Origin of the sequence: Pseudonocardia sp. CA-107938 (assembly GCF_050936315.1) — a bacterium.
In the GTDB taxonomy this organism is placed as follows: Bacteria; Actinomycetota; Actinomycetes; order Mycobacteriales; family Pseudonocardiaceae; genus Pseudonocardia.
On record NZ_JBNJNA010000001.1, the window covers coordinates 6,439,419 to 6,463,618 of the forward strand.

24 protein-coding genes are annotated in these 24,200 nt (G+C 73.5%); 17 read left to right on the forward strand and 7 right to left on the reverse strand.

Going from position 1 to position 24,200, the window contains the following annotated elements; all coding sequences use genetic code 11:
* Positions 1-39 precede the first annotated feature (39 nt).
* Positions 40-1,011, forward strand: a complete 972-nt coding sequence (locus ACQEVB_RS31835) for an ABC transporter substrate-binding protein (protein ID WP_432979518.1) — start codon at positions 40-42, stop codon at positions 1,009-1,011.
* Positions 1,012-1,313: 302 nt separating this feature from the next.
* Here the strand turns inward: ACQEVB_RS31835 and ACQEVB_RS31840 are convergent, their stop codons facing one another.
* Positions 1,314-2,576: an MFS transporter gene (locus ACQEVB_RS31840; RefSeq protein ID WP_432979521.1), complete on the reverse strand. Its 1,263-nt coding sequence runs from the start codon at positions 2,574-2,576 to the stop codon at positions 1,314-1,316.
* A 101-nt stretch (positions 2,577-2,677) separates the two neighbouring features.
* On the opposite strand from ACQEVB_RS31840, the gene ACQEVB_RS31845 reads away from it, so the two are divergent.
* On the forward strand, positions 2,678-3,550 hold the full coding sequence (locus ACQEVB_RS31845) for a LysR family transcriptional regulator (protein ID WP_432979524.1): 873 nt from the start codon (positions 2,678-2,680) through the stop codon (positions 3,548-3,550).
* 3 nt (positions 3,551-3,553) lie between these two features.
* Here the strand turns inward: ACQEVB_RS31845 and ACQEVB_RS31850 are convergent, their stop codons facing one another.
* The 4 genes from ACQEVB_RS31850 to ACQEVB_RS31865 form a co-directional block, all read right to left on the reverse strand.
* On the reverse strand, positions 3,554-4,408 hold the full coding sequence (locus ACQEVB_RS31850) for an NAD(P)H-binding protein (protein WP_432979527.1): 855 nt from the start codon (positions 4,406-4,408) through the stop codon (positions 3,554-3,556).
* A gap of 62 nt (positions 4,409-4,470) precedes the next feature.
* On the reverse strand, positions 4,471-5,145 hold the full coding sequence (locus ACQEVB_RS31855) for a FadR/GntR family transcriptional regulator (protein ID WP_432979530.1): 675 nt from the start codon (positions 5,143-5,145) through the stop codon (positions 4,471-4,473).
* A 31-nt stretch (positions 5,146-5,176) separates the two neighbouring features.
* Complete coding sequence (locus ACQEVB_RS31860) at positions 5,177-6,241, reverse strand: glycoside hydrolase family 172 protein (RefSeq protein WP_432979533.1); 1,065 nt, start codon at positions 6,239-6,241, stop codon at positions 5,177-5,179.
* A gap of 38 nt (positions 6,242-6,279) precedes the next feature.
* Positions 6,280-7,632 (reverse strand): MFS transporter, encoded by a 1,353-nt coding sequence (locus tag ACQEVB_RS31865; RefSeq protein WP_432979536.1) that lies wholly within the window; start codon positions 7,630-7,632, stop codon positions 6,280-6,282.
* Between the two features lie 54 nt (positions 7,633-7,686).
* Here ACQEVB_RS31865 and ACQEVB_RS31870 point away from each other — a divergent pair, with 54 nt between their 5' ends.
* Complete coding sequence (locus tag ACQEVB_RS31870) at positions 7,687-8,229, forward strand: CGNR zinc finger domain-containing protein (protein WP_432979539.1); 543 nt, start codon at positions 7,687-7,689, stop codon at positions 8,227-8,229.
* A 29-nt stretch (positions 8,230-8,258) separates the two neighbouring features.
* Positions 8,259-8,828: a GNAT family N-acetyltransferase gene (locus ACQEVB_RS31875; protein WP_432979542.1), complete on the forward strand. Its 570-nt coding sequence runs from the start codon at positions 8,259-8,261 to the stop codon at positions 8,826-8,828.
* On the opposite strand, the gene ACQEVB_RS31880 is transcribed toward ACQEVB_RS31875, so the two are convergent.
* Positions 8,825-9,667, reverse strand: a complete 843-nt coding sequence (locus ACQEVB_RS31880) for a sigma-70 family RNA polymerase sigma factor (protein WP_432979545.1) — start codon at positions 9,665-9,667, stop codon at positions 8,825-8,827. The genes ACQEVB_RS31875 and ACQEVB_RS31880 overlap by 4 nt on opposite strands.
* Positions 9,668-9,807: 140 nt before the next feature.
* Here ACQEVB_RS31880 and ACQEVB_RS31885 point away from each other — a divergent pair, with 140 nt between their 5' ends.
* Genes ACQEVB_RS31885 through ACQEVB_RS31895 form a run of 3 tightly spaced genes read left to right on the forward strand, consistent with a single transcriptional unit; the run spans position 9,808 to position 11,093 of the window.
* Positions 9,808-10,125: an STAS domain-containing protein gene (locus ACQEVB_RS31885; RefSeq protein WP_432979548.1), complete on the forward strand. Its 318-nt coding sequence runs from the start codon at positions 9,808-9,810 to the stop codon at positions 10,123-10,125.
* A 29-nt stretch (positions 10,126-10,154) separates the two neighbouring features.
* A complete protein-coding gene (locus ACQEVB_RS31890; protein ID WP_432979551.1) occupies positions 10,155-10,532 on the forward strand; it encodes a hypothetical protein in 378 nt (125 codons plus the stop codon).
* Between the two features lie 18 nt (positions 10,533-10,550).
* Entirely contained in the window at positions 10,551-11,093 is a 543-nt protein-coding gene (locus ACQEVB_RS31895; RefSeq protein ID WP_432979554.1) for a type 1 glutamine amidotransferase domain-containing protein, read from the forward strand.
* A gap of 3 nt (positions 11,094-11,096) precedes the next feature.
* Here the strand turns inward: ACQEVB_RS31895 and ACQEVB_RS31900 are convergent, their stop codons facing one another.
* Entirely contained in the window at positions 11,097-12,212 is a 1,116-nt protein-coding gene (locus ACQEVB_RS31900) for an LLM class flavin-dependent oxidoreductase (RefSeq protein WP_432979556.1), read from the reverse strand.
* Positions 12,213-12,684: 472 nt separating this feature from the next.
* On the opposite strand from ACQEVB_RS31900, the gene ACQEVB_RS31905 reads away from it, so the two are divergent.
* From ACQEVB_RS31905 to ACQEVB_RS31950, 10 genes are all read left to right on the forward strand, one after another.
* Positions 12,685-14,289, forward strand: coding sequence for an ABC transporter substrate-binding protein (locus ACQEVB_RS31905; RefSeq protein ID WP_432979559.1), 1,605 nt, complete (start codon positions 12,685-12,687; stop codon positions 14,287-14,289).
* A 5-nt stretch (positions 14,290-14,294) separates the two neighbouring features.
* Positions 14,295-15,239 (forward strand): ABC transporter permease, encoded by a 945-nt coding sequence (locus ACQEVB_RS31910; protein WP_432980692.1) that lies wholly within the window; start codon positions 14,295-14,297, stop codon positions 15,237-15,239.
* Positions 15,236-16,129, forward strand: a complete 894-nt coding sequence (locus tag ACQEVB_RS31915) for an ABC transporter permease (protein WP_432979562.1) — start codon at positions 15,236-15,238, stop codon at positions 16,127-16,129. The genes ACQEVB_RS31910 and ACQEVB_RS31915 overlap by 4 nt, the downstream gene beginning before the upstream one ends.
* Positions 16,111-17,745, forward strand: a complete 1,635-nt coding sequence (locus tag ACQEVB_RS31920; RefSeq protein ID WP_432979565.1) for a dipeptide ABC transporter ATP-binding protein — start codon at positions 16,111-16,113, stop codon at positions 17,743-17,745. The genes ACQEVB_RS31915 and ACQEVB_RS31920 overlap by 19 nt, the downstream gene beginning before the upstream one ends.
* Positions 17,742-18,452, forward strand: a complete 711-nt coding sequence (locus ACQEVB_RS31925) for a hypothetical protein (RefSeq protein WP_432979568.1) — start codon at positions 17,742-17,744, stop codon at positions 18,450-18,452. Before ACQEVB_RS31920 ends, ACQEVB_RS31925 begins: the two co-directional genes overlap by 4 nt.
* A complete protein-coding gene (locus ACQEVB_RS31930) occupies positions 18,449-19,234 on the forward strand; it encodes a DUF1684 domain-containing protein (protein ID WP_432979571.1) in 786 nt (261 codons plus the stop codon). Before ACQEVB_RS31925 ends, ACQEVB_RS31930 begins: the two co-directional genes overlap by 4 nt.
* On the forward strand, positions 19,231-20,253 hold the full coding sequence (locus ACQEVB_RS31935; RefSeq protein ID WP_432979573.1) for an LLM class flavin-dependent oxidoreductase: 1,023 nt from the start codon (positions 19,231-19,233) through the stop codon (positions 20,251-20,253). The genes ACQEVB_RS31930 and ACQEVB_RS31935 overlap by 4 nt, the downstream gene beginning before the upstream one ends.
* On the forward strand, positions 20,250-21,602 hold the full coding sequence (locus ACQEVB_RS31940) for an NtaA/DmoA family FMN-dependent monooxygenase (protein WP_432979576.1): 1,353 nt from the start codon (positions 20,250-20,252) through the stop codon (positions 21,600-21,602). Before ACQEVB_RS31935 ends, ACQEVB_RS31940 begins: the two co-directional genes overlap by 4 nt.
* Before the next feature lie 5 nt (positions 21,603-21,607).
* Positions 21,608-22,813 carry a threonine synthase gene (locus ACQEVB_RS31945; protein WP_432979579.1) on the forward strand — a complete coding sequence of 402 codons (1,206 nt, stop codon included), beginning with the start codon at positions 21,608-21,610 and terminating at the stop codon, positions 22,811-22,813.
* Positions 22,814-22,883: 70 nt separating this feature from the next.
* Positions 22,884-24,131 (forward strand): amidohydrolase, encoded by a 1,248-nt coding sequence (locus tag ACQEVB_RS31950; protein WP_432979582.1) that lies wholly within the window; start codon positions 22,884-22,886, stop codon positions 24,129-24,131.
* The last annotated feature ends 69 nt before the right edge of the window (positions 24,132-24,200 follow it).

Sequence of the window (24,200 nt, forward strand, 5' to 3'; positions counted from 1 at the left end):
CCCGACCTCGCAACGTCGCCCAGAGGAGATCCCCAACCCATGCGCACCCAACGTCTCGCCGCGGCCCTGGTCGGTGCCGCGCTCGTACTGGTCACGGCCGCCTGTGGCGGCGGCAGCGGCTCGTCCAGCGGCGGTTCAGGCGGCCAGCCGTACGTCGCGATCGTGTCGAAGGGCTTCCAGCACCAGTTCTGGCAGGCCGTCAAGAAGGGCGCCGAGCAGGAGGCCGCCAAGCAGAACGTGCGCATCACGTTCGAGGGCCCGGCCAGCGAGTCCGAGATCGAGAACCAGATCACGATGCTGACCAACGCGCTGGGCCGGCAGCCCAACGCGCTCGCGTTCGCCGCGCTGGACTCCAAGGCCGCCGCGCCGCTGCTGCAGCAGGCCAAGAGCCGCAACATCCCGATCGTCGCGTTCGACTCGGGCGTCGACTCCGACGTGCCCGTCACCACCGCCGCCACCGACAACAAGGCTGCCGCGGGCGAGGCCGCGAAGCACATGGCCCAGGCCGTCGGCAACACCGGCAAGGTCGCGCTCGTCGTCCACGACCAGACCAGCCGCACCGGCGCCGACCGCCGCGACGGCTTCATCAACTGGATGAAGGCCAACGCGCCCGGCATCCAGGTGCTCGAGCCGCAGTACGGCGGCGGTGACCAGGCGAAGTCCGCCGACATCACCAAGGCGATCATCGCGGCCAACCCCGACATCAAGGGCATCTACGGCGCCAACGAGGGCTCCGCCATCGGCGTCCTGCGCGGCATCGCGGAGAGCGGCAAGCAGGGCATCCAGGTCATCGGCTTCGACTCCGGCAAGGCCCAGATCGACGCCATCAAGAGCGGCGCGATGCTCGGCGCGGTCACCCAGAACCCGGTCGGCATGGGCGCGTCGACCGTCGTCGCCGCGGTGAAGGCGATCAAGGGCGAGCAGCAGCCGAAGACCATCGACTCCGGCTACTACTGGTACGACAAGTCCAACATCGACAGCCCGGAGATCACGGCCGTCCTGTACCAGTGATCCACCCCTGACAGACCGAAGAGCCCGCCCCGGAACACGGGGCGGGCTCTTCGCCGTCCCGAGACAGGTGACTCGCGGTCCCAAGGCGGGCAACTCGCGGTGCCAAGACGGGCAACTCGCGGTCCCAAGACGGACAACTCGCGGGCACGGGGTCCAGTGCACCGCGCGAGTTGCCCGGATCGGGACGGCGAGTCGCCCGCTTCGGGACCGCGAGTTGCCCGGATCGGGACGGCGAGTTCCCCGCTTCAGGACGGCGAGTTGCCCAGGTCGACGCGGCTGCTGGGGGTGCTCAGCCCGTGCGGTCAGGCGGGGACGTGCGTCAGGACGGTGGCGCGACGGCGACGCAGCAGTACCAGGCCCGCGCACGCCGCGAGCGGCACGATCCCGCAGACCGCCATCCCGGCCCGCGCCCCGTACGCCGCGGTCAGAGCCCCGATGATCGGCGCGCCGATGGGCGTCCCGCCGGCGAAGACGAGCATGTAGAGACCCATGACCCGGCCGCGGATCGCCGGGTCCACCCAGGCCTGCACCGACGCGTTCGCCATCGCCTGGAACGCCAGGTTGGCCACGCCCAGCGCGACCAGAGCCACGCAGAACACCGCCACGTTGGGCGCTGCGGCCGCCGCGGCCTGCACCCCGGCGAAGATCGCCGCCGAGCCCACGAGCACGGGCATGCCCGGCCGGCGCACCTGCGTGGCGACCAGTGCGCCGCCCACGGAGCCGACGGCGAGCACGACGTTGAACAGCCCGTACAGTCCCGCTCCCCCGCCGAACGACTCGCCGGCCATGGCGGTGAGCACGATCGGGAAGTTCAGCCCGAACGTGCCGACGACGCCGACCAGGACGATCGTCGCGGCCACCCGGGGCCGGGCCGCGATGTGGCGCAGCGCGTCGCGCACCCGCGCCGCCGACGGGTCGACCGCCGGCGCCGGCTGGAGCTCGGCCGGTCGCATCAGCAGGAGGCCGGCGATCGGGAACAGGAACGACACGGCGTTGGCGGCGAACGCCCAGCCCGTCCCGACGGTGCCGATCAGCAGGACCGCGACGGCCGGCCCGACCAGCCGTGACGCCTGGAAGGTGGCCGCGTTGAGCGCGATCGCGTCCCGGGCCCGTCCCGGCGGCACCACCTCGTTGACGAAGACCTGACGGGCCGGGTTGTCCACCACGAAGACCAACCCACCGGCGAGGGCCAGCAGGTAGAGGTGCTCGACCCGCACCACCCCGCTGATCGTCAGCACGGCGATCGTGCCGCTCACGACGGCGTTCAGCGACTGGGTGAGCAGCAGGACCGTGCGCTTCGGGAACCGGTCGGCGATCAGGCCGCCGTGCATCCCGAGCAGCAGCATCGGCAGGAACTGGCACGCCATCACGATCCCCACCGCGGACGGCGTGCCGGAGCGCTCCAGCACCAGCCAGTCCAGCGCGATGCTCTGGATCCACGTGCCGGTGCTGGCGACGGTGTGGCCGGCCAGGTAGATGCGGTAGGTGCGCTCCCGGAGGACCGCGAAGGCGCTCCCCCCGGTCGCAGCGATGCTGGTGGACTGCTCGGCCGTGGCCGTCGTCACGAGGGGCCCTTCGTCGTGGTGGGGAGGCGTACTCCCACCTTGCGACGGCGACGATCTATTCTGAACCCCGATCCCGGAGCTAACTGTTATCGCGAGACGCTATGACCGAGCCGTACGACCCCGCGCAGCTGCGCACCTTCCTCGCCGTCGCGCAGACCCGCAGCTTCACCCAGGCCGCCGCCCGGCTGGGCATCCGGCAGCCGACCGTGAGCCAGCACGTCCGCAAGCTGGAGGAGGCGACGGGGCGCGTGCTCGTGCTGCGCGACACCCACACCGTCGCCCTGACCCCCGACGGCGAGGCCATGATCGGGTTCGCGCGCTCGATCCTCACCGCGCACGAGCAGGCCGCCCGCTTCTTCAGCGGCGACCGGCCGCACGGGCGGCTGCGCATCGGCATGTCCGACGACCTCGCCCTGACCCGGCTCCCCGCGATCCTGCGCGACTTCCGCGCCGAGCACCCGCTCGTCGACCTCGACCTGACGATCGACCAGAGCGGCACCCTGCACCGCAGGCTCGAGAACGACCGCCTCGACCTCTTCGTCGGCAAGCGCCCGCGCGGCGAGCACGCCGGCAAGCTGGTGAAGCGGGACAAGCTGGTCTGGGTCGGCACTGCCGGCACCCGCATCGACCCGACCCGCCCGTTGCCACTGGTCGTCTACCCGAACCCGAGCATCAGCCGCGCGGCCATGCAGAACGCGCTCGACCGCGTCAGGAGCGGCTACCGCAGCGCCTGCATCTGCCGCGGCGTCAACGGGCTCATCGCCGCGGTCGCCGCCGGCATCGGGGTCTCGGCGATGGCCGCGAGCCTCGTCCCCGTCCAGCTCACGGCGCTCGGGCCGCGCCACCGCCTGCCCGAGCTCGGCCACATCGACCTCGTCCTGCTCACCAACCCGCGCACCGAGGACCGACCCGCCACCCGCGCGCTCGCCGCGGCGGTGCTGGCCAGCGGCCCGACCAGCCTCACCACGGCCTGACGGTCAGCGGAAGTCGCCGGCGTGGTCCACGGCCCACTGCGCGAAGGTGCGCGCCGGACGGCCAGTGACGTCCGCGACGACCGTCGAGACGTCGGCGGGGCTGCCGTTGCGGCTCGCCCACTGGCGCAGGAAGGTCTCCACGCCGATCTGCGGGATCGTCCTGCTCAGCTCGGCGCGGGCCTCGTCGACGGAGATCACGTCGAACCGGATCGTCCGGCCGAGTGCGTCGCCGATGTGCTCGACCTGCTGCCGCAGGGTGAGCGACTGCGGCCCGTAGACGGTGTAGGCCTGGCGTTCGTGGCCGGGCCGGGTCAGGGCGGTCACGGCCAGCGCGGCCAGGTCGGCCTCGTGGATCGGAGCGGTCTGCGCGTCCGGGTACGGGTTGCGCACGACGCCCTCGTCGCGGATGGGCTGCTGCCACCACCACAGCGTGTTGGTGGCGAACATGCCCGGCCGGACGAACGTCCAGTCGATGCCCGACCGCTCGATGGCCGACTCGACGACCCGGTGCGACTGCGCGATCGGGTTGTCGTCCGCGCCGGGCAGCACCACCGCGGCCGACGACAGGAGCACGACGTGCCGGACGCCGGCGGACACGGCGGCCTCGACGAATCCCTCGACACCGTCGGGCTTGGCGTAGACGAACACCTTGTCCGCGCCCTTCACCGCGGCCGGGAGCGTCTCCGGTCGCTCGAGATCGGCCGCCACGACCTCGACGCCCGCCGGGAATCCCGCCGCGTCGGGACTGCGGCTGGTCACCCGGACCTCCGCGCCCGCATCGAGCAGACCACGGGCGACGTGCCGCCCCACGTTCCCCCTGGCCCCGAAGACCACCACCGTCATGCGCAACGCCCCCATGATCACGTCTACCGCCCGATGGTAGCCAGTTGATCTGACGACCGAGCCCGCGATGGGCGGGGTCAGCCCGCGGTCCGGCGCAGCCACTGGGCCACGCCGTCGATGTGCACCGTCGCCTGCGCCGCGGCGAGGACGGGGTCGCGACGGGCGAGTGCCGCGACGATGGCGCGGTGCTCGGTGAGCGTGCGCTCGGTGGTGCCCTCCTCCGACATGCCGCGCCACAGGCGGGCACGGAGGGTGCTGCTGGAGAGCGTCTCCAGCAGGCCCGTCAGGTAGCCGTTGCCGGCGAGCTGGGCGATGCAGCGGTGGAACACGATGTCGTGCTTCACGAGCTCGTCGACGGGCGTGCTGCCATCGACCTCGTCGAGGAGCTCTTCGAGCCGGGCGATGTCGGCGTCGGTGGTCCGTCCGGCGGCGAGGCCGGCGGCGGCCGGTTCCAGGATGCGCCGCACCTCGAACATCTCCAGCAGCGACGTGTCCTGGTGCACGTCCACGACGAACGACACGGCCTCGAGGAGCAGCTCAGGGGTGAGGCTGGTGACGAACGTGCCGTCGCCGCGCCGCACGTCGAGCACCCGGATCGCTTCCAGCGCCTTGACGGCCTCGCGCAACGAGCTGCGCGAGAGACCCAGCGTCTCGGACAGCTCCTTCTCGGGCGGCAGCCGATCACCGGGGCGCAGCTCGCCCGTCCGGATCATCTCCTTGATCCGGCCGATCGCCAGGTCGGTCAGCGCCATCCGGTCATTCTCTCAGGCCACCGGGCGCGGCTCAGCAGATCTCCAGGTGGTCGAGCGCCGGGCAGGTCGGGCGCTCGGTGCTCGTGCGGTCCAGGTAGAGGAAGGCCGTGGAGGCGATGTCGTCGGCCAGTTGCAGGTAGCGGCCGTCCGAGCGCCAGCCCAGCGCCTGCACGTCGACGCGCAGGCCGCGGTCGAACCGGATGGGGTCGGGCACGTGCCAGCGGTACATGCCGAACCGCTGCTGGCTGCGGTAGGCACCGTCGGGCCGGAGGATCTGGTGCAGCCCCAGGTACGGCGTGGTGAACGCGGTGTAGCCCTGACCGGGCACGTCGAAGTTCCACGCGCCGCCGAAGTAGTCCTCGGTGCCGGTGCCGCAGATGGTGGGGAGGCGGTCGTCGCCGTCGAGGTAGAACTTCACCTCGCCCTCGCCCCACCATCCGGTGTTGTTGACGCCCCACGCCAGGTAGGTGCCGACGTAGCGGCCGCGGCCGGTCACGCCGTCGACGATGCGGTGCACCTGGCCGCGTTCGAGCGGGTTGTCGCGGTGCCACTGGACGTGCAGGTACGCGGCATCATCGGGGACGTCGCCGAGCGCGTAGGTGATCTGGAAGTACACGATCGCGGGTTCGCCGGCGAGGTTCTCCAGCGTGATGCGCGCTCCCCGGCGGAACGGCATCGGCCAGTAGCTGTTGCAGCCGCCGTGCGGGTTCACGGCCACCATCTGCGACGACAGTTGCGCGAACTCGCCCCAGCCCTGCCCGAAGAAGTCGCCGACCGGCACCTCGACGGCGGGTTCGGCGTCGCCGTCCCAGTGCATGCGCAGCAGGAGCTGGCGCCAGTGCCGCGGGTGGGTGGTGAGCCAGATGTGCTGGATGGTGCCGGCGCCGTCGATCTCGGCGAGGTCGGCCGTCGCACCGGCCGGGATCTCGATCGACGGCGACACCTTCCAGCCCTGACCGAGCCCGCGGGCCGCGTGCGCACCGGTGCCGTGGACGGCCCCGCCACCGCCGCCGCGTGCCCCCGTGGGGTTCTCCGGCGAGATGGACCTGGTCACGGCGTCGTCGAGCACGGCGATCGAGTGGTGGGGAGCGAACACCGGCGTCCTCCTCGACGACGAGAGATCGACTCCCGACACTACCCAGCCGGCACGGACGATCGCGATGCCCGACGCGCCCGGCCGACCAGCACGGCGGCGATCACCACGATCGCGGCACCCACACTGACGCCTGCGCCGCTGCGGGCGTCGAGCGTCGCGCCGCCTCCGACCGCCGCGGCCACGGCCACCCCGACGGCGACGACCACGGCCGTGCCGACCTGCGCGGCCGTGTTGAGCAGTCCGGCCGCACCGGCCTGCTGGTCGTCCGGCACCTCGGTGCCGAGCGCGTAGGCGGCGACGGCGCCGGCGCCGTTGCCGAGACCGGCCAGCACCAGCCCGACGACGACCACCCCGACCACCTCCGGGATCGCGGCCGCTGCCGCTGCACCCGCGCCGATGACGGCCAGGCTGCCGACGAGGACCGCGGTGGCGCCTACCGCCGAGAGCAGCCGCCCGGCGGCGGCCGCCGCGACGACGACCCCGGTGCTGAAGCAGAGGATCATCAGCCCGGCAGACCCGGTCGCGAACCCGAGGTCCTGCTGCAGGTGCACGGTGGTGATCACGATGAACGTGCTGGTCGTGGCCGTCACGCCGAACGATCCCGCGAGACCGGCGACGAACGCCGGTCGCCGCCACAGCTCGTGCGGCACCAGCGGCGAGGGCGCGCGGCGCTCCCGGACCACCAGCAGCAGTGCCGCGCCGGCGGCGAGGGCGCCGAGCACGGCGAGCAGCACGCCGGAGTGCCGGGCGGCGTCGGCCGCTGCGACGACCAGCGCGATCGTCGCGACCTGGAGGCACGCCGAGCGTGTGTCGAAGGACTCCTGCGCCCGCCCGCCGGCGCAGTCGCGACGCACGGTGCGCAGCACACCGGCCGCGAGCAGCACCGTGACGGCGATGTTCGCCCAGAAGATCGCCCGCCAGCCGACGGCGTCGGTGACGAGCCCGCCGACGAGCAGTCCGGCGGCGCCGGCGAGCCCGCCGCACGCGTTCCATGCGCTCAGCGCCCGTCCCCGGTCGGGGCCGGCCTCCCTGGTCAGCAGCGCGAGCGCGTTGGGCACGCTCACCGCGGCGGCCACGCCCTGCAGGAACCGGGCCGCGACGAGCACCGCCGTCGTCGGCGCGACAGCGGCCAGCACCGATGCGACGGCGAACGTCACGAGGCCACCGAGCAGCACCCACCGGTGGCCGCGGCGGTCGCCCCAGCGCGCGGCGACGACCAGCAGCGCGGCGAACCCGACGGCGTAACCGGGGACGAGCAGGCCGGCGGCCGCCGGGGACGCCCCGAGGTCAGACAGCATGCGCGGCAGCGCGGAGACGACGACGGTCACACCCATGACGTCGACGATCTGCACCCCGCACAGGACGGCGGTGGCGGTTCGCGAAGCACTCATCGACGTCGACGGTAGGATAATGGTTTTACATCCGCAAACCGTTAGGATGCCTGGATGCGGGCGGTACCGACGTGGACCTGGCTCGAGGGCCATCCGGCGCTGGACCTCGCCAACACGGTCAAGCGCACGGGGATGCAGGAGCACGACCTCCTGCGGAGCCCGCGCGACCTGGACTCCTGGCTCGACGCGGCCGCCCTCCCGGCGCCGCGTCCCGAGACCGTCGACGAGGCGGACCTGGCGGCCGTCATCGCGCTGCGCGACCCCGCTCTGCGGCTGCTGCGCGCCGCCGTCGGGCGCGGCCCGTGGCTCGCCGCCGACGTCGGCGCCGTCAACGCCGTCCTGCTCGCCGCGCCGGAGATCGAGCTCGTCGGGGACGCTCCGGGAGCCCGAACCCACCAGCCGTTGGGCGAGCCCGCGGTCCTGCCGCGGTTGCTGGCCCGGCTCGCCGCGGAGGTGCGGGACGCCGCCGCCCGACCCGACCTGGCCTTCTGCGACGCCCCCGGCTGCGGCCAGCTGTTCTACCGGCACCGCACCAACCAGGCGTGGTGCGGCCCGCCCTGCGGCAACCGCGCACGCGTGGCGCGCCACGGCGCCTGACCCCGACGGTTTCCTGGCATCCTGCGGGCGTGCCCGACCTCACCGTCCGCCAGCTCGATGCGACCACCTGGCCCGCGTTCGCGGACCTGGTCGAGGCGAACAACGGGGTGTGGGGCGGTTGCTGGTGCATGGGTTTCCACGTCCGCCTCGCGGGGCGCACGCCCGCGCAGAACCGGGCGGAGAAGGAGCAGCGCGTCCGCGACGGGCGCACTCACAACACGCTGGTGTTCGACGGCGACCGCTGCCTCGGCTGGGTCCAGTTCGGCACGCCGGCCGAGCTGCCCGAGATCAAGAGCCGGCGACGGTACGAGAAGGAGCTGACGGCGCTCCCCGACTGGCGGATCACCTGCTTCTTCACCGGACGGGGCGGGCGCCGGCGCGGGGTGGCGCACGCCGCGCTCGGCGGAGCGCTGGCCGAGATCGCGCGCCTCGGCGGCGGCACGGTCGAGGGCTATCCCGAGGAGACCGACGACCGGGCGGTCAACGGGTCGTTCCTGCACACCGGCCCGATGGCCGCCTTCGAACGCCACGGCTTCACCCGCACCCGCCCGATCGCACCGCACCGGTGGGTCGTGACGCGGCACGTCGAGGCCGGTTAACCGTCGTCGGTCAGCTCCCGGCGCAGGGTGGCCAGCGTGCGGGCCAGCAGCCGGGACACGTGCATCTGCGAGATGCCGATCTCCTCGGCGATCTGGCTCTGGGTCTGGCCGCCGTAGAACCGCAGCAGCAGGATCCGGCGCTCGCGGTCGGGCAGCTGGTCGAGCAGCGGCCGCACCGACTCGACGTCGTCGACGCCGGCGAGCAGCTCGTCCTCGGCGCCCAGCCGGTCGGCGAGCGCCTGGTCGTCGGGCCCGTTCGGCGCGTCGAGGGTGGACGTGTGGTGGCCGGCCTCGGCGCGCAGCGCCTCCAGCACCTCCTCGACGTCCACCTCGAGCCGGCGGGCGATGTCGCTGGGCCGAGGGGCCCGCCCCAAGTCCTGGGTGAGCTCGCCGGTCACTGCGCGGATCGAGACGCTGAGCTCCTTCAGCCGCCGCGGCACTCGCATGGCCCACGTCCGGTCCCGGAACCAGCGCAGGATCTCGCCGCGCACGCTCGGCACCAGGAAGGCCAGCACGTCGGAGTCGCCGGCCCGGACGGGGTCCCAGCGGTCGACGGCCTTGATGACCCCGACGGACGCCACCTGCTGCAGGTCCTCCCGCGACCACGGGTTGGCGGACGCGTAGCGGCGAGCCAGCCGCTCCCCCACGGGCAGCAGCTCGACGATGACCCGTTCCCTCAGCTCGGCCCGTTCCGGCGCGTCGGGCGGCAGCTCGGCCAACCGGTCCAGCATGGGGGCGACGAACGCGAACTCGCTGGCGGGGCGCTCGGGCGAGTCGGCACCGTCAGGGGCGGCGCGGTCCCGGACGGGATCTCGGTCGGAAACGGGTGTCTCGGGCATGGCACCTCCGCACCTTGCGACGGAGGGCGACCGGTTGCACCCCACGAGTCGGCACGACTCCCGCAACACCGTACCCGGGCGGGTCCCCGACCGCATCACCGCAGCGATTGGGACCACGATCCCCGGGGTACGCGCCCCCCGTGCACCCCTTCATCGCCCTCACCGCGCCCCGCCCCGACGTGCAGGTCGTGGCGTTGCGCGGCGCCCTCGACGGCGTGACCGCGGTGCGGGTGGCGCGGATCGTCGAGGCCAGGGCTCGGCTGGCCGGCACGGGCGGGGTCGTGACCCGGCACATCGTCGTCGACCTGCGCGGGACGACGAGCGTGACGGCCACGGCCGCCGCCGAGCTGGACCGTGCCGCCACCCGGGCGCGCCGCCGCGGCCTGCACGTGCACGTGGTCGGACCCGACCCGACCGCCGACATCGAATCGGTGCTGCAGCGCACGGCCGACGCGTGACGGGCGGTGCGAGGGGGTACGCGGGAGTCATGAGCACTACGCCGAACGTCCGACGGCGGGCCGGCTCGGCCGTCGTGATCGGGCTGCTCACCTGCGCTCTCGCGGGCACCGCCTGCAGCAGTGGCGGCCGTGGCGGCTCCAACCAGCCAGGTGTGGAGGGCCCGACCAGCATCGCGCAGGGCGCACCGGGTCCGCGCGTCACGATCAACTACTCGTCGGCCCAGGACATCGCCGCCCAGCTGCACGCGAACGACGTGAGCGACCCCGAGAAGTGGGCGCAGCTGCTCGTCGACAACCAGCCCTACCCCGCCGGCGCCGCCGGCAACGACAAGATCCGCGACGTCCTCACCCGCGGCGGGGCCAGCCCGGACGACATCGCGAAGATCACCAACGTGATCGTGCCCTGACCCTTCAGGAGGAAAGAAATGGGAGTGCTCGACGGGAAGCGGGTCGCCGTGCTCGCCACCGACGGCGTGGAGGAGGTGGAGCTCACCGATCCGCGCGCGGCGGTCGAACGGGCGGGCGCGACGGTCGAGGTCGTGTCGATCGACACCGACCCGATCCAGGCCATGAACTCCGACATCGAACCCGCCGGGAAGCACGAGGTGCACCGCCGCGCGGCCGAGGCGAGCGCCGACGACTACGACGCGCTGATCATGCCGGGCGGCACGGTCAACGCGGACCGGCTGCGCATGGACGCGGACGTGCGCTCGTTCGTCACGGCGGTGCTGGAGTCCGGCAAGCCGGTGGCAGCGATCTGCCACGCGCCGTGGACGCTGGTGGAGGCCGACCTCGTGGCGGGCCGCACCCTCACCTCGTACCCCAGCCTGCGCACCGACATCGCCAACGCGGGCGGGAAGGTCGTCGACGAGGAGGTCGCGGTCGACGGCAACCTCATCACCAGCCGCGACCCGGGCGACCTCGCCGCGTTCAGCGCGACCCTGGTCGAGGCGATCGCGAAGAGCTGACGCTCAGGCGGGCACCGGGGCGTCCCGAGCGGTGAAGCCGCGAGCCCGCCCCGGATCGTCCGGACCCCACAGCGTGGTGTGCAGCTCGCGGCTCACGAGCGGCACGACCTCCTCGGCGAACCGGGTGAGCACCTCCTGCTGCTGCCGGTAGGGCAGCACCGGGTTGATCGACACCGACTGGACGTCGTGGCGGTACGCGCCGTGGTAGTCGACGATCTTGGCCGCGACCCGCTCGGGTGTCCCGACCAGGGCGGGTCCGCGTTCGACCGCCTCCTCGATCGTCGCGAACGAGGTGGCCTTGCCGGGCCGGTCGTCCCCGGCGTGCAGCGCGCGCACCTTCGCGGCGAAGCCCTCGTAGATCGGCCGGTACTGGGCGATCGCCTCCTCGTCGGTGTCGGCGAGGAACAGCCCGCCCGAGCCGGAGCCGACGTAGGCGGCGTCCGGGTCGTGGCCGTGCTCGGCGAGCTTCTCCCGGTAGCGGTCGACGAGCACCTTGTAGTTCTCCCGCGGCTGCAGCGCGTTGGCGGTGAACAGCGGGTCGCCCCACTTCGCGGCCAGGTCGACCGCGGCCGTGGAGGTGGCCGAGCCGTGCCAGATGCGGAACGGTCCGGCGAACGGGCGGGGGTGGGTGGTGACGCCGTCGAGCGGCGCCCGGTGGGTGCCGCGCCAGGTGACGTCCTCCTCGCGCAGCAGCCGGCGCAGCAGCTCGTAGTTCTCGGTGAGGTACTCGTACTGCTTGGCGAGCTCCAGCCCGAACAGCGGGAAGTGCTTGTCCTCGTTGCCCTTGCCGATGACGATCTCGAGCCGGCCGCCGGAGAGCTGGTCGACGGTGGCGTAGTCCTCCGCGACCCGCACCGGGTCCAGCAGCGACAGCACCGTGACGCCCGTCGAGAGCAGGATGCGGTCGGTGGCCTGGGCGAGGGCGCCGAGCAGCACGGTCGGGGCGGACGAGACGAACTCGCCGGCGTGCCGCTCCCCCACCGCGTAGGAGTCGAACCCGAGGCGTTCGGCAAGCACGGCGTTCTCGACGACGCGCGCCAGCCGCTCGTGCACGCTGATCAGCTCGCCGGTGACCGGGTGCGGGGCGTGCGGGACGATGTCGAGTACTTGAAACCTCACACGAACGACCTTAGGCACACGCCCGCCCGGAATTGCAGTGTGAAGCACATCACTACGCGGTTCGGGAATAGTTTCCGGCGCTTCAGCCGTGGGACGGATCGGTAAATGTCCGGGCAATGGTCGCCTGCACCACAGGGGGTTGCTCACGGGGCTTCCGCCGCTTACCGTCGAAGAACCGGTGCATGCCGGTGCCCATCCAGAGCGGCCGAGAGACCCGGATCGACGACGCCGCAGCAACCCCCCGAGCCGTCGGGAGCGGGTGCTACCGCCGGGAACGATGGAGGTCGGACGTGACCAGCTCGGCGAGGGTCGACGCAGCACCCGCTGCTGTGACGACCTGGCACGCCTGGCGCCACCACGTCGACCTGTGCCGCACGGCCACCGCGCTCTGTCGCTGAACCAGCCGCGCTGACCCCATTTCCCCCGCCGCATCGACGGCGATTCCGGCATGCCCATTTCGAGGAACGATCACATGAGCGTCTCACCATTCCGCCGCGCACTCGCCGCCGTGCTGGGAGCAGGGCTGCTGGCCGGGTGCGGAGCGGGTGGTGCCACGGCCGGCGCCCCCGCCGGCCCGCCGCAGCCCGGCGGCACCCTGCGCTTCGCCGTCTCCAGCGACCAGGGCTGCGTCGACCCGCAGCAGGTCGGCAGCAACGACTCCATCTACTCGCTGCGCCAGCTCGTCGACTCCCTCACCGACCAAGACCCGGGGACCGGCGAGCTGAAGCCGTGGCTCGCCACGTCCTGGACGAGCACGCCGGACGCGAAGTCGTACACGTTCACCCTGAAGCCGGGCGTCACCTTCAGCGACGGCACCCCGCTCGACGCGGCCGCGGTGAAGGCGAACTTCGACCGCGTCCCGTCGCTCGGCGCCCGCGGCACCCTGCCCAAGGGCTACCTCACCGGGTACGCCGGCAGCACGGTCGTGAGCCCGACGCAGCTCACCGTCACGTTCGACCGGCCCAACGTGCAGTTCCTCCAGGGCACATCCACGCACAGCCTCGGCATCCTCTCCCCCGCCACCGTCGCGCTGTCCGACGACGAGCGCTGCGCGAAGGTCGTCGGCTCCGGCCCGTTCACGCTGCAGAGCTACACCAAGAACTCCGTGACGGCGCTGGTCAAGCGCCCCGGCTACACGTCGCCGTCGTCGCTGGCCGCGCACAGCGGCGACGCCTACCTCGACCGGCTCGAGTTCCGGGTCGTCCCGGAGTCGGGCGTGCGGGTGGGCAGCCTGACCTCCGGCGAGGTCGACGCGATCGGCAACATCGGCCAGCAGGACGAGGCACCGTTGACGGGAGCCGGGATCCAGCTGCCGGCCCGCGCCAACCCCGGACTCCCGTTCGGGATCGCCTTCAACGCGTCGCGCCCCCTGGGGGCGGACCCGGCCGTGCGGCAGGCGCTGTCGTGGGCGATCGACCGCCCCGAGGTCGTCAGCGCCGTGTACACCTCCGCCACCAAGCCGGCGACGGCCCCGCTCGCGTCGAGCACGCCGGGCTACGCCGACCAGGCGGCCCGGCTCGGTTTCGACGCCGCCAAGGCCGGGTCCCTGCTCGACGCCGACGGCTGGCGGCCGGGCCCCGACGGCATCCGCACCAGGAACGGACAGCCGCTGCGCATCGAGCTGACCTGGTTCGCCAACGCCGGATCGAACAAGCCGACGCTGGAGCTGATCCAGCAGCAGGTGCGCAAGGTGGGCATCGACCTGCAGCTGCGGGATCGCCCGATCTCGGACAACGCCGTCGTCCAGCAGAGCGGCGAGTTCGACGCGCTGTGGGGCAACCTGACCCGCGCCGACCCCGACGTCCTGCGCAGCACGTACTCGACGGCGGGCGCCAACATCTACCGGCTGCCGAAGACCCCGCTGGACGACCTGCTGGCTGCTCAGGCCGCCCAGCCCGACGAGGACCAGCGCACCGCGACGGTGGCGAAGGCGCTCGCGACCATCACCGAGAACTACTGGACGGTCCCGGTGGTCGAGCTGACCACCACGCTCGGGGTGGCCCCGGCCGTGCACGACCTCAAGTTCGACGCGTCGTCCAGGATCCAGCTGTACGACACGTGGAAGAGCGCGGCGTGACCCAGCTGGTCAGGTATCTGCTGCGCCGCGTCGCCCTCGCGGCGGCGGTGCTGTGGGCCGCGTTCACGGTCTCGTTCGTCGTGCTCTACCTGATGCCCGGTGACCCCGTGGCGACGATGGCCGGCGGCGGCCTCGACGGGGAGCCCGTCTCGCCGGCCGAGCTGGACGCGCTGCGCGCCCGCTACGGCCTCGACCGGCCGGTGCTCGAGCAGTACGGGCAGCAGCTGTGGTCGGCCCTGCACGGCGACTTCGGCACGTCCGTGCAGAACGGCCAGGACGTGCGGGCGGCGATCGCGGAGGCGCTGCCGTACACGCTGCAGATCGCGCTGGCCGGGCTGCTCGTCGCGGTCGTCGGCGGCACGACGCTGGCGCTGGCCGCCACGTACACGCGGTCGCGCTGGCTGAAGCAGGCGCTGCTGGGACTGCCGTCCGTGGCGGTGTCGCTGCCGGTGTTCTGGGTCGGGCTGATGCTGGTGCAGGTCTTCTCGTTCGGGCTGCGACTGTTCCCGTCGGTCGGCGCGGCCGGGCCGTCGGCACTGGTGCTGCCGGCGGTCACGCTGGGCCTGCCCACGGGCGCGCTCGTCGCGCAGGTGCTCGCGAAGAGCCTCGACCAGGCCCTCGACGAGCCGTACGTGACGACCGCGCGGGCCAAGGGAGTCGGTCGGCCGGCCATCCACCTGCGGCACGCGCTCCGCAACGCCGCGCTGCCCGCGCTGACCGTCCTCGGCTACGTCGTGGGCAACCTGCTCGCCGGGTCGGTCGTGGTCGAGACCGTGTTCACCCGGCCCGGGATCGGCCGGCTCACCGTCGCCGCCGTCGGGGTCCAGGACATCCCGCTCGTGCAGGGCATCGTGGTGTTCGCGGCCGCCGTGTTCGTACTGGTCAACCTCGCGGTCGACCTCGTCTACCCGCTGCTCGACCCGCGGATCGCGACGGGGGCACACGCATGACGGAACTCCTGATCCGACCGACGACGGCCGTGCCTGATGCCACCGGTCTACCGCAGCGGCCGGCGCGGGCGCGGCTGCTGCGCTTCCTCGTGCGCCGGCCGGGGCTCGTCGCGGCCGGCGTGCTGGTGGTGCTCGTACTGGTCGCCGCGTTCGCGCCGTGGGTGCTGGCGCCGGGCGATCCGAGCGTCGGGGTGGTCGCGGAGAAGCTGCGCCCGCCCGGCCCCGGCCACGTGTTCGGCACCGACTACCTGGGCCGGGACGTCTGGACCAGGGTCGTGCACGGTGCGTCGCTGTCGCTGCAGGCCACGGTGATCGCGGTGGCGGTGGCGCTGGTCGTGGGCGGGTTGATCGGGCTGGTCGCGGGGTTCGTCCGCGGCTGGGTCGACGACGTGCTCATGCGCGTGGTGGACGTGCTGCTGGCCATCCCCGCGGTGCTGCTGTCGCTGGCGCTGATCACGGCGCTGGGCTACGGCACGGTCAAGGTCGCGATCGCGGTCGGCATCGCGAGCGTGGCGAGCTTCGCGCGGGTGATGCGCGCGGAGACGCTGCGCGTGCGACAGGCCACGTACGTCGAGGCCGCGTACGCCGTCGGGACGCGCTGGTGGGTGACGCTGTGGCGGCACGTGCTGCCCAACGCCGCTGGGCCGGTGCTGGTGCTGGCCGTGCTGGAGTTCGGCCTGGCCATCCTCGCGGTGTCGGCGCTGTCCTTCCTCGGGTACGGGGCGCCGCCGCCGGCGCCGGAGTGGGGGTCGCTGGTGGCGGAGGGTCGCAACTACCTGGCCGTGGCGTGGTGGCTGTGCGCGCTGCCCGGGCTGACGATCGCGGCCACGGTGCTCTCCGTGAACCGCATCTCCCGAGCACTGGACGGGGAATGGCGGCGGTTCCGGTGAGCGTTCCGCTGCTGCAGGTCGAGGACCTGCGCGTCTCCTACGGTGGCGCGCTCGGCGACCTGACGGCGGTCGACGGGGTGTCGCTCACCGTCGAGCCCGGCGAGGTGGTGGCTGTGGTCGGTGAGTCCGGTTCCGGCAAGTCCACGCTGGCCATGGCCGTGCTGGGGCTGCTGCCGGGCACCGGCCGCGTCGACGGCGGGCGGGTGGTGCTGGACGGCGACCAGGAGCTGACGGCACTCTCCGAAAGAGCGCAGCGCTCCATCAGAGGGCGGCGCATCGGACTCGTCCCGCAGGACCCGACGGTCTCCCTCAACCCCGTCACGAAGATCGGCGACCAGGTTGCCGAGGTGCTGCGCGTGCACGGCCTCGCCGATCGGCGCACCGCGCGGATCGAGGCGGTTGCGCTGCTGGAACGGGCCGGGCTCGCGGAGGCCGCGGTGCGGGCCGGCCAGTACCCGCACGAGCTGTCCGGTGGCATGCGCCAGCGCGTGCTCATCGCGATCGCGATCGCGGCGAACCCGCAGCTGATCATCGCCGACGAGCCGACGAGCGCGCTGGACGCCACCGTGCAGCAGCGCATCCTCGACCACCTCGACGAGCTGACCCGCACGTCCGGCACGGCGGTCCTGCTGATCACCCACGACCTCGGCGTGGCGGCCGACCGGGCCGACCGCATCGTCGTGATGTCCGGTGGGCGGATCGTCGAGGAGGGTCCGGTGCGGCAGATCCTCGACGACCCGCAGGACGAGTACACCCGCCGGCTGGTGGCCAGCGCGCCCGGTCTGCGCCCTGTGCCGCCTCCTGCGCCGCTCCCTGACGGGCCGCCGCTCGTCGAGGTGCACGACCTGGTCAAGGAGTACCGGCTGCCCGGCCGGCACCTGCTCCGGGCCGTCGACGGGGTGTCGTTCACGATCGGTCGCGGCGAGACGCTGGGGCTGGTCGGCGAGTCCGGCTCGGGCAAGTCCACGATCACCCGGCTGCTGTTGCGGCTGGCCGATCCCACGTCGGGTCGGGTCGTGCTGGACGGCGCCGACGTGACCACGGTGCGCGGCCGGGCGGCGCGGGCACTGCGTCGCCGCGCCCAGCTCGTCTACCAGAACCCGTACGCGTCGCTGGATCCGCGCTTCTCCATCGAGGACGTGGTGACCGAGCCGCTACGGGCGTTCGCCGTCGGCACCCGTGCCGAGCAGCGGGCCCGCGCGGCCGAGCTGCTCGATCGCGTCGCGCTGCCGGCCTCGGTCCTGCAGCGCCGTCCAGCGGAGCTGTCGGGAGGGCAGCGCCAGCGCGTGGCGATCGCTCGCGCGCTGGCGCTGGCCCCGGACCTCGTCGTCTGCGACGAGCCGGTGTCGGCGCTCGACGTGTCGGTACAGGCGCAGGTGCTCGACCTGCTGCGGGAGCTGCAGGCCGATCAGGGTCTGGCCTACCTGTTCATCTCGCACGACCTCGCCGTCGTGCGCTCGATCGCGCACCGGGTGGGCGTGCTGCAGCACGGCCGGCTCGTCGAGCTGCGGCCCACCGAGCAGCTGTTCACCGCACCCGGTCACCCCTACACCGTCGAACTGCTCGCGGCCGTCGCCGGCCAGGGCCGCACCCGCATCCCGGAGGTCACGACATGACGCACCCGTCCTTCTACGCCGCGCGCAACCACCTCGGCATCGAGCTGGGTGCCGAGGCCACCGCCGCGCAGGTGCGCACCGTGGCCAGCCGCGGCTTCGACTTCGCGGTACTGCCCGGCGATGCCGCCGCCCGGATCGGGCCGCAGGTCAGCGGCATCGGGCTGGTGGTGCGCGATCCCACCCCACCCGCGACGGAACCGCGCTTCGGGTGGGAACCGGACCGGCTCCAGCCCGCCGACCTGCCGCTCTTCCACCACCTCGGGCCTGACGACCCGGTCGGGCCCGCCGCGCTCGCCGACGCCGTCCGCGTGTCGGCACCTGATCTGGCCGTCGCCGGTGCCGTCCGGGAACGGGTGCGCGCCGCGGTCGCCGCCGCGGGCCGCGATCCCGACGGCGTGCCGGTGCTCGCCGATCTCGACGTGCACGTCACCGACCGGGGCCGGCCAGGACCACCCGGGTTGCTGCAGGTCAGCGGCTCGGTCGCGGACATCGCCCGGGTCGTCGAGGCGGCCGTGCGGCTGCGCGCCGCCGACGGTGTCACCCTCCGACCCGTCGATCCCGACGCCGACCTGCGCCGCATCGGCGCCGAGCTGGTGCCGCTGCTGGCCGGGCGCGGCCTGTTCCGGCCAGGGCACGGCGGCTCGCTGCGCGAGCGCCTGGCCCTCGGCACCCGTTCCGTCACCTTCGTCTCCAGGGAGAGCGCATGACCGTCACGACCCACTCCGATCTGGCTACCGACTGGGCCGCGTGGCACGCGGAGCGCGAGGAGACCCTCCGCGAGCCGCACGGCTGGCTGAGCCTCACCGCACTGCACTGGCTCGACGAGCACGCCACCGCGTTCCCCGACCTGCCGGGCACCTGGCGGGCGACGGGTGACGGCGGCGTCGAGATCACCGCCGACGGCGAGCTCACCGTGGACGGCGCGCCGGTGCGCGGCACCGTGCGCGTCGCCCCGGTGGACGGGCAGCCCGGGGTGCTGGTGGCGGCCGGCGAGCGCCGGGTCGAGGTGATCCGCCGCACCGACTCGTACGCGCTGCGCGTGCGTGACCCGCAGGCGCCCACCCGTACCGCGTTCACCGGGGTGCCGGCGTTCCCCGTCGACGCGCGCTGGGTCGTCACCGCGCGGTTCACGCCGTACCCGCAGCCGCAGAAGATCACCGTCGGCGCCGTCGTCGACGGCCTGCAGCACTTCCCCACAGCCGTCGGGACCGTCGCGTTCGAGCTCGACGGGCAGCGCCACCAGCTGGTCGCGCTGGCGGGCCGCGACGGTGGGCTGGCGCTGCACTTCCGCGACGCCACCTCCGGCGACACGACGTACGGCGGCGGCCGGATCGTGCAGGTCCCGGCCCCGGATGCGGCCGGGTACGTGCAGCTCGACCTGAACCGCGTCGTCAACCTGCCGTGCGCGCTCACCGCGTACGCGACCTGCCCGCTGCCGCCGGAGGAGAACCGGCTGTCGGTGGCGGTCGAAGCCGGCGAGCGATCATGACGCTGCACCTGGCCGTCGAGCTGGACGGCGACGGCGCCCATCCGGCGGCGTGGCGGCGGTCCCAGCACGGGCCGGCCGAGCTGTTGACCGGCCGCCGGACCGCGCAGGTGGCCCGGCGGGCGGAGAACGCCGGGTTCACCCTGGCGACGTTCGACGACGCGCTGACCCCACCGGCCGCCGGCCCGGTCGGGCGGATCGGCGCGGTCGAGCGGGCCGCGTTCGTCGCGCCGCAGACCAGCTCGATCGGGCTCGCGCCCGTGGTCGCGACGACGTACACCGAGCCGTTCCACGTGGCGTCGCAGCTGGCGTCGCTCGACCACGCGTCGCTCGGGCGCGCCGGCTGGGTCGTGGCGGCCGCGACCGAGCCCGCCGCCGCCTGGGGCCGGACGCCCGTGACGGGCGACGGGCTGGCCCGCGAAGCTCGGGACGCGGTCACGGTCGCGTGCGACCTGTTCGACTCCTGGGGCGACGACGCCGCGATCCGCGACGTCGCCACCGGCCGCTACCTGGACCGGAAGCAGCTGCACTACATCGACTTCGTCGGCGAGACGTACACCGTGAAGGGCCCGGCGATCGTGCCGCGGCCGCCGCAGGGCCACGTCGTCGTCATCGCACCGGACGGGCTGGCTCCCTTGCCCGACGTGGCGCTGGTGACCACGCCTGCCCGCACGGCCGCTCCGTTGACGTTCCTGGAGCTGGACGTCGTGCTCGACACCGACGTCCCGGCGCAGGAGCGGCTCGACGCGCTCGACGCGCACACCGCGTGGCCGGCGACGGGTCGCCCGCGGCACGTCGGGTCGGCGGCGGCGCTCGTCGAGCGGCTGGCCGAGCTGGCCGGTCAGGTCGACGGCGTGCGCCTGCACCCGCTGGTGCTCGACGAGGACCTGCCCGTGCTCTCCGCGCGGGTGCTGCCAGCGCTGTTCGAGGCCCGGATCGCGACCCGTCCGCGCGACGGCGCGTCGCTGCGCTCGACGCTGGGCCTGGCACGGCCGGCCAACCGGTTCGAGGTGGCGTCGTGAGTGACTTCCGGTTCCCCGACGCGAAGCTGCACTTCGGGGTGTTCTTCCAGGGCGTGAACCACTGGACGATCTGGTCGCACCCGGACAGCGGTTCGCAGATCGACTTCGCGTCGTTCCGGCGGATGGTGCAGACCGCTGAGCGCGGCCTGTTCGACGCGTTCTTCCTGGGGGAAGGGCTGCGGCTGCGGGAGTCGGGCGGGAAGATCCACGACCTCGACGTGGCCGGCCGGCCCGACGCGATCACGCAGCTCGCCGCGCTGGCCGCCGTCACCCAGCGGATCGGGCTCGTGGCGACGCAGAACACGACCTACAACGAGCCGGCCGACCTGGCCCGCCGGCTGGCCGGGCTGGACGTGCTGTCCGGCGGTCGGGCCGGCTGGAACGTCGTCACCACGGACAACGCATGGACCGGGGAGAACTTCCGCCGCGGCGGCTACCTCGACCACGCCGACCGCTACGTGCGGGCCGGGCAGTTCCTCGACGTCGCCCGGGCCGTGTGGGACGGCTGGGCCGACGACTGGCAGGCTGCCGACGGCTCGTCCTGGGCGCGGCCGGACGCCGTCACGCGGGTACGGGCGCAGACGTCCCAGTTCGACGTCGACATCGTGCCGACGCTGCCCCGGTCGGCGCAGGGCCACCCGGTGATCTTCCAGGCCGGCGACTCCGCGTCCGGTCGGGACTTCGCCGCCGCGCACGCCGAGGTGATCTTCTCCGCGCACGGCGCCGACTTCGACGACGCCCTCGCGTTCGCCGACGACCTGCGCGAGCGGCTGATCGTCGCCGGCCGCCCGTCCGACGACCTGCGGGTGCTGCCCGGCACGGAGATCGTCATCGCCGACACCGAGGAGGAGGCGAAGGAGAAGCAGCGCTGGGTCCGGTTGCAGCAGGTCACCCCGGCCACCGCGCTCGCGATCGCCGGCCAGGTGTGGGGCTTCGACCTGTCCGGCCGCGACGCCGACGGGCCGCTCCCGTCGGAGGAGCCGGTCTTCGCGGAGCCGACCGGCGAGATGGGCAGCAGGCGCTGGACCGATCCGCGCTCCATCGTCGCGCAGTGGCGGGAGGTGGCGGAGGCGGAGAAGCTCTCGTTGCGCGAGACCGTGATCCGGCTCGGGCCCCAGCGCGGGCACGCCGGCACACCGGGCGGCCTGGCGGAGAAGTTCGCGTACTGGGTGCGCTCGGGCGCGGTCGACGGGTTCAACGTCTCGCCGTACCTCACGCCGGACGGGCTCGACGACATCGTCGACAAGCTGGTGCCGGAGCTGCAGGAACGCGGGGTCTATCGCACCGCGTACACCGGCACGACGCTGCGCGAGCACCTGGACCTGCGGCCCCCGCTGACGCGACGCTGATCCGCATGTACTCCGCGCTGTCCCACCTCGAGTGCTCCCGCGACGGCTCGCCGTACGACGCCGACACCGTGCAGGGGGTCTCGAAGCTCGGTGCCCCGTTGTTGGCCAGGTACGACCTGGAACGGGTCACCGTGACGCGGGAGGAGATCGCGGCCCGGCCGCCGGACCTGTGGCGCTACCACGAGCTGCTGCCCGTCCGCGATCCCGCGCACGTCGTCACGCTCGGGGAGGGCATGACGCCGCTGCTGCCGCTCCCGCGGCACGGGACGCGGATCGGGCTCCCGCGGCTGCTCATGAAGGACGAGGGCCTCGTCCCGACGGGCGCGTTCAAGGCCCGCGGGGCGGCGGTGGGTGTGTCGCGGGCTGCGGAGCTGGGCGTGGCCGGGATCGCGATGCCCACCAACGGCAACGCCGGCGCGGCCTGGGCGGCGTACGCGGCACGGGCCGGCATCGGCGCGCTCATCGTGATGCCCGTCGACGCGCCGGAGATCACGCGCCGCGAGTGCGTGGTGACGGGTGCGGAGCTGTACCTGGTCGACGGGCTGATCGGCGACGCCGGCGCGCTCGTGCGGGAGGCCGTCGGGCGGCGGCCGGGGTGGCAGGACACCGCCACCCTGCGCGAGCCGTACCGCATCGAGGGCAAGAAGACGATGGGCTACGAGCTCGCCGAGCAGCTGGGCTGGCGGCTGCCGGACGTCATCGCGTACCCGACCGGCGGCGGCGTCGGGATCATCGGGATCCACAAGGCGCTGCAGGAGCTGCGGGAGCTGGGTTGGGTCTCCGGGGAGCTGCCGCGCCTGGTGGCGGTGCAGGCGGAGGGCTGCCGCCCGATCGTCGACGCCTACCTCGCCGGGGCGGCGGAGAGCGTGGCGCCGGATTCCCCACGGACGGTGGCGTTCGGCATCACGGTGCCCAAGGCGCTCGGCGACTTCCTCGTGCTCGACGCGGTGCGCGAGACGGGCGGCACCGCCGTCGCCGTCACGGACGAGGAGCTGCTGGCCGCGCAGGCGACGCTGGCCCGCGACGAGGGCACCTGGATCTGCCCCGAGGGCGCGGCCTGCGTCGCCGCGGTGGCGCGGCTGCGGGAGGCCGGCGAGGTGGCGGAGTCCGACGAGGTGGTGGTGCTGAACACCGGCTCCGGCCTGATCTACCCGGATACGGTCGGTGTCACGGAGGTCCCCGTGGTGGCGAAGGACGGCCGCCTCCCATGACGTCACACATCGAGCATGGACGTCACACATGCTGCAACGTGTGTGACGACCGCACCTGGTGTGTGACGTCGTGAGGACGGCTGTGCTGTGGCGGCGTGATCTCCATGCCCACCCCGAGGTGGGGTTCACCGAATTCCGCACCGCCTCCCGGGTGGCGGGGCACCTCGCCGATCTCGGGTGGGACGTCGTGGCCGGACCGGACGCGATCGCGTCGGATCAGCGGCTCGGCGTGCCCCCGGCCGCCGAGCTGGACGCCGCGTACGCGCGTGCCGAGGCCGAGGGCGGCGACCCGCGGTTCCTCCCGGCGCTGCGCGGCGGGCACACCGCGGTGGTGGCGACGCTGCACGGATCCGGCCCGGTGGTGGGGCTGCGCGCCGACCTCGATGCGCTGCCGATCGTCGAGACCTCCGCTGCCGAGCACCATCCGGTCAGCGAGGGTTTCGCTTCCCGGTGGTCTGGGGAGATGCACGCCTGCGGGCACGACGGGCACGTGGGCATCGCCGTCGAGCTCGCGGAGCGGTTGACCGCTTCACCGCCCGCCGCGACCGTCCGGCTGGTCTTCCAGCCGGCAGAAGAGGGAGGCCGCGGCGGGCGGGCCGTGGCGGCCAGCGGGGTGCTGGACGACGTCGACCTGTTCGTCGCGGTGCACCTGGGCCTCGGGCTGCCCACCGGCACCGTCCTGCCGTCGGTGGACGGGCTGCTGGCGAACTCGAAGCTGCGCGCGCTCTTCCACGGCCGGGCCGCGCACGCCGCGCTCGCCCCGCAGGACGGGCGCAACGCGCTGCTCGGGGCTGCGTCGGCGGCGCTGGCGCTGGCCGGGCTGACCCGCGTGGCCGGGCACGACACGCGGGTCTCGGTGGGCCGGATCAGCGGCGGCACCGTCCCGAACGTGGTGCCCGACCTGGCCGAGCTGCTCCTGGAGACCCGCGCCGACGACGGCGCCGTCAACGCCGATCTGGAGGCGCGCGCTCGGGCGATGCTGGAGGGTGCGGCCGCGATGCACGGGCTCACCGTCGACGTCGAGTTGATCGGGTCGGTCACCACCGCAGTCGCGGACGCCGCCGCTCGCGCGCAAGTCGCCGCGGCGGCGGAGGACGCCGGGCTGCGGCGCACCGGGCCAGTCGACGGCGGTATCGCCAGCGACGACGCCACCGCGCTCATGCGGCGGGTGCAGGCGCACGGCGGGATCGCCACCTATGCGGGGGTGGGCGCCGATCTCGCGGGCCCGCACCACACGCCGCGGTTCGACTTCGACGAGGCCGCCCTGCCGGGTGCGGTCGATCTGCTGGAGCACGTCGTGCGGCGGGCCGGGACATGACCCGCCGCCGGCACGTCGACTTCTGCCGCACCGCGGCTGCTCTCTGTCGGTGACGAGCCCTTCGCCCGT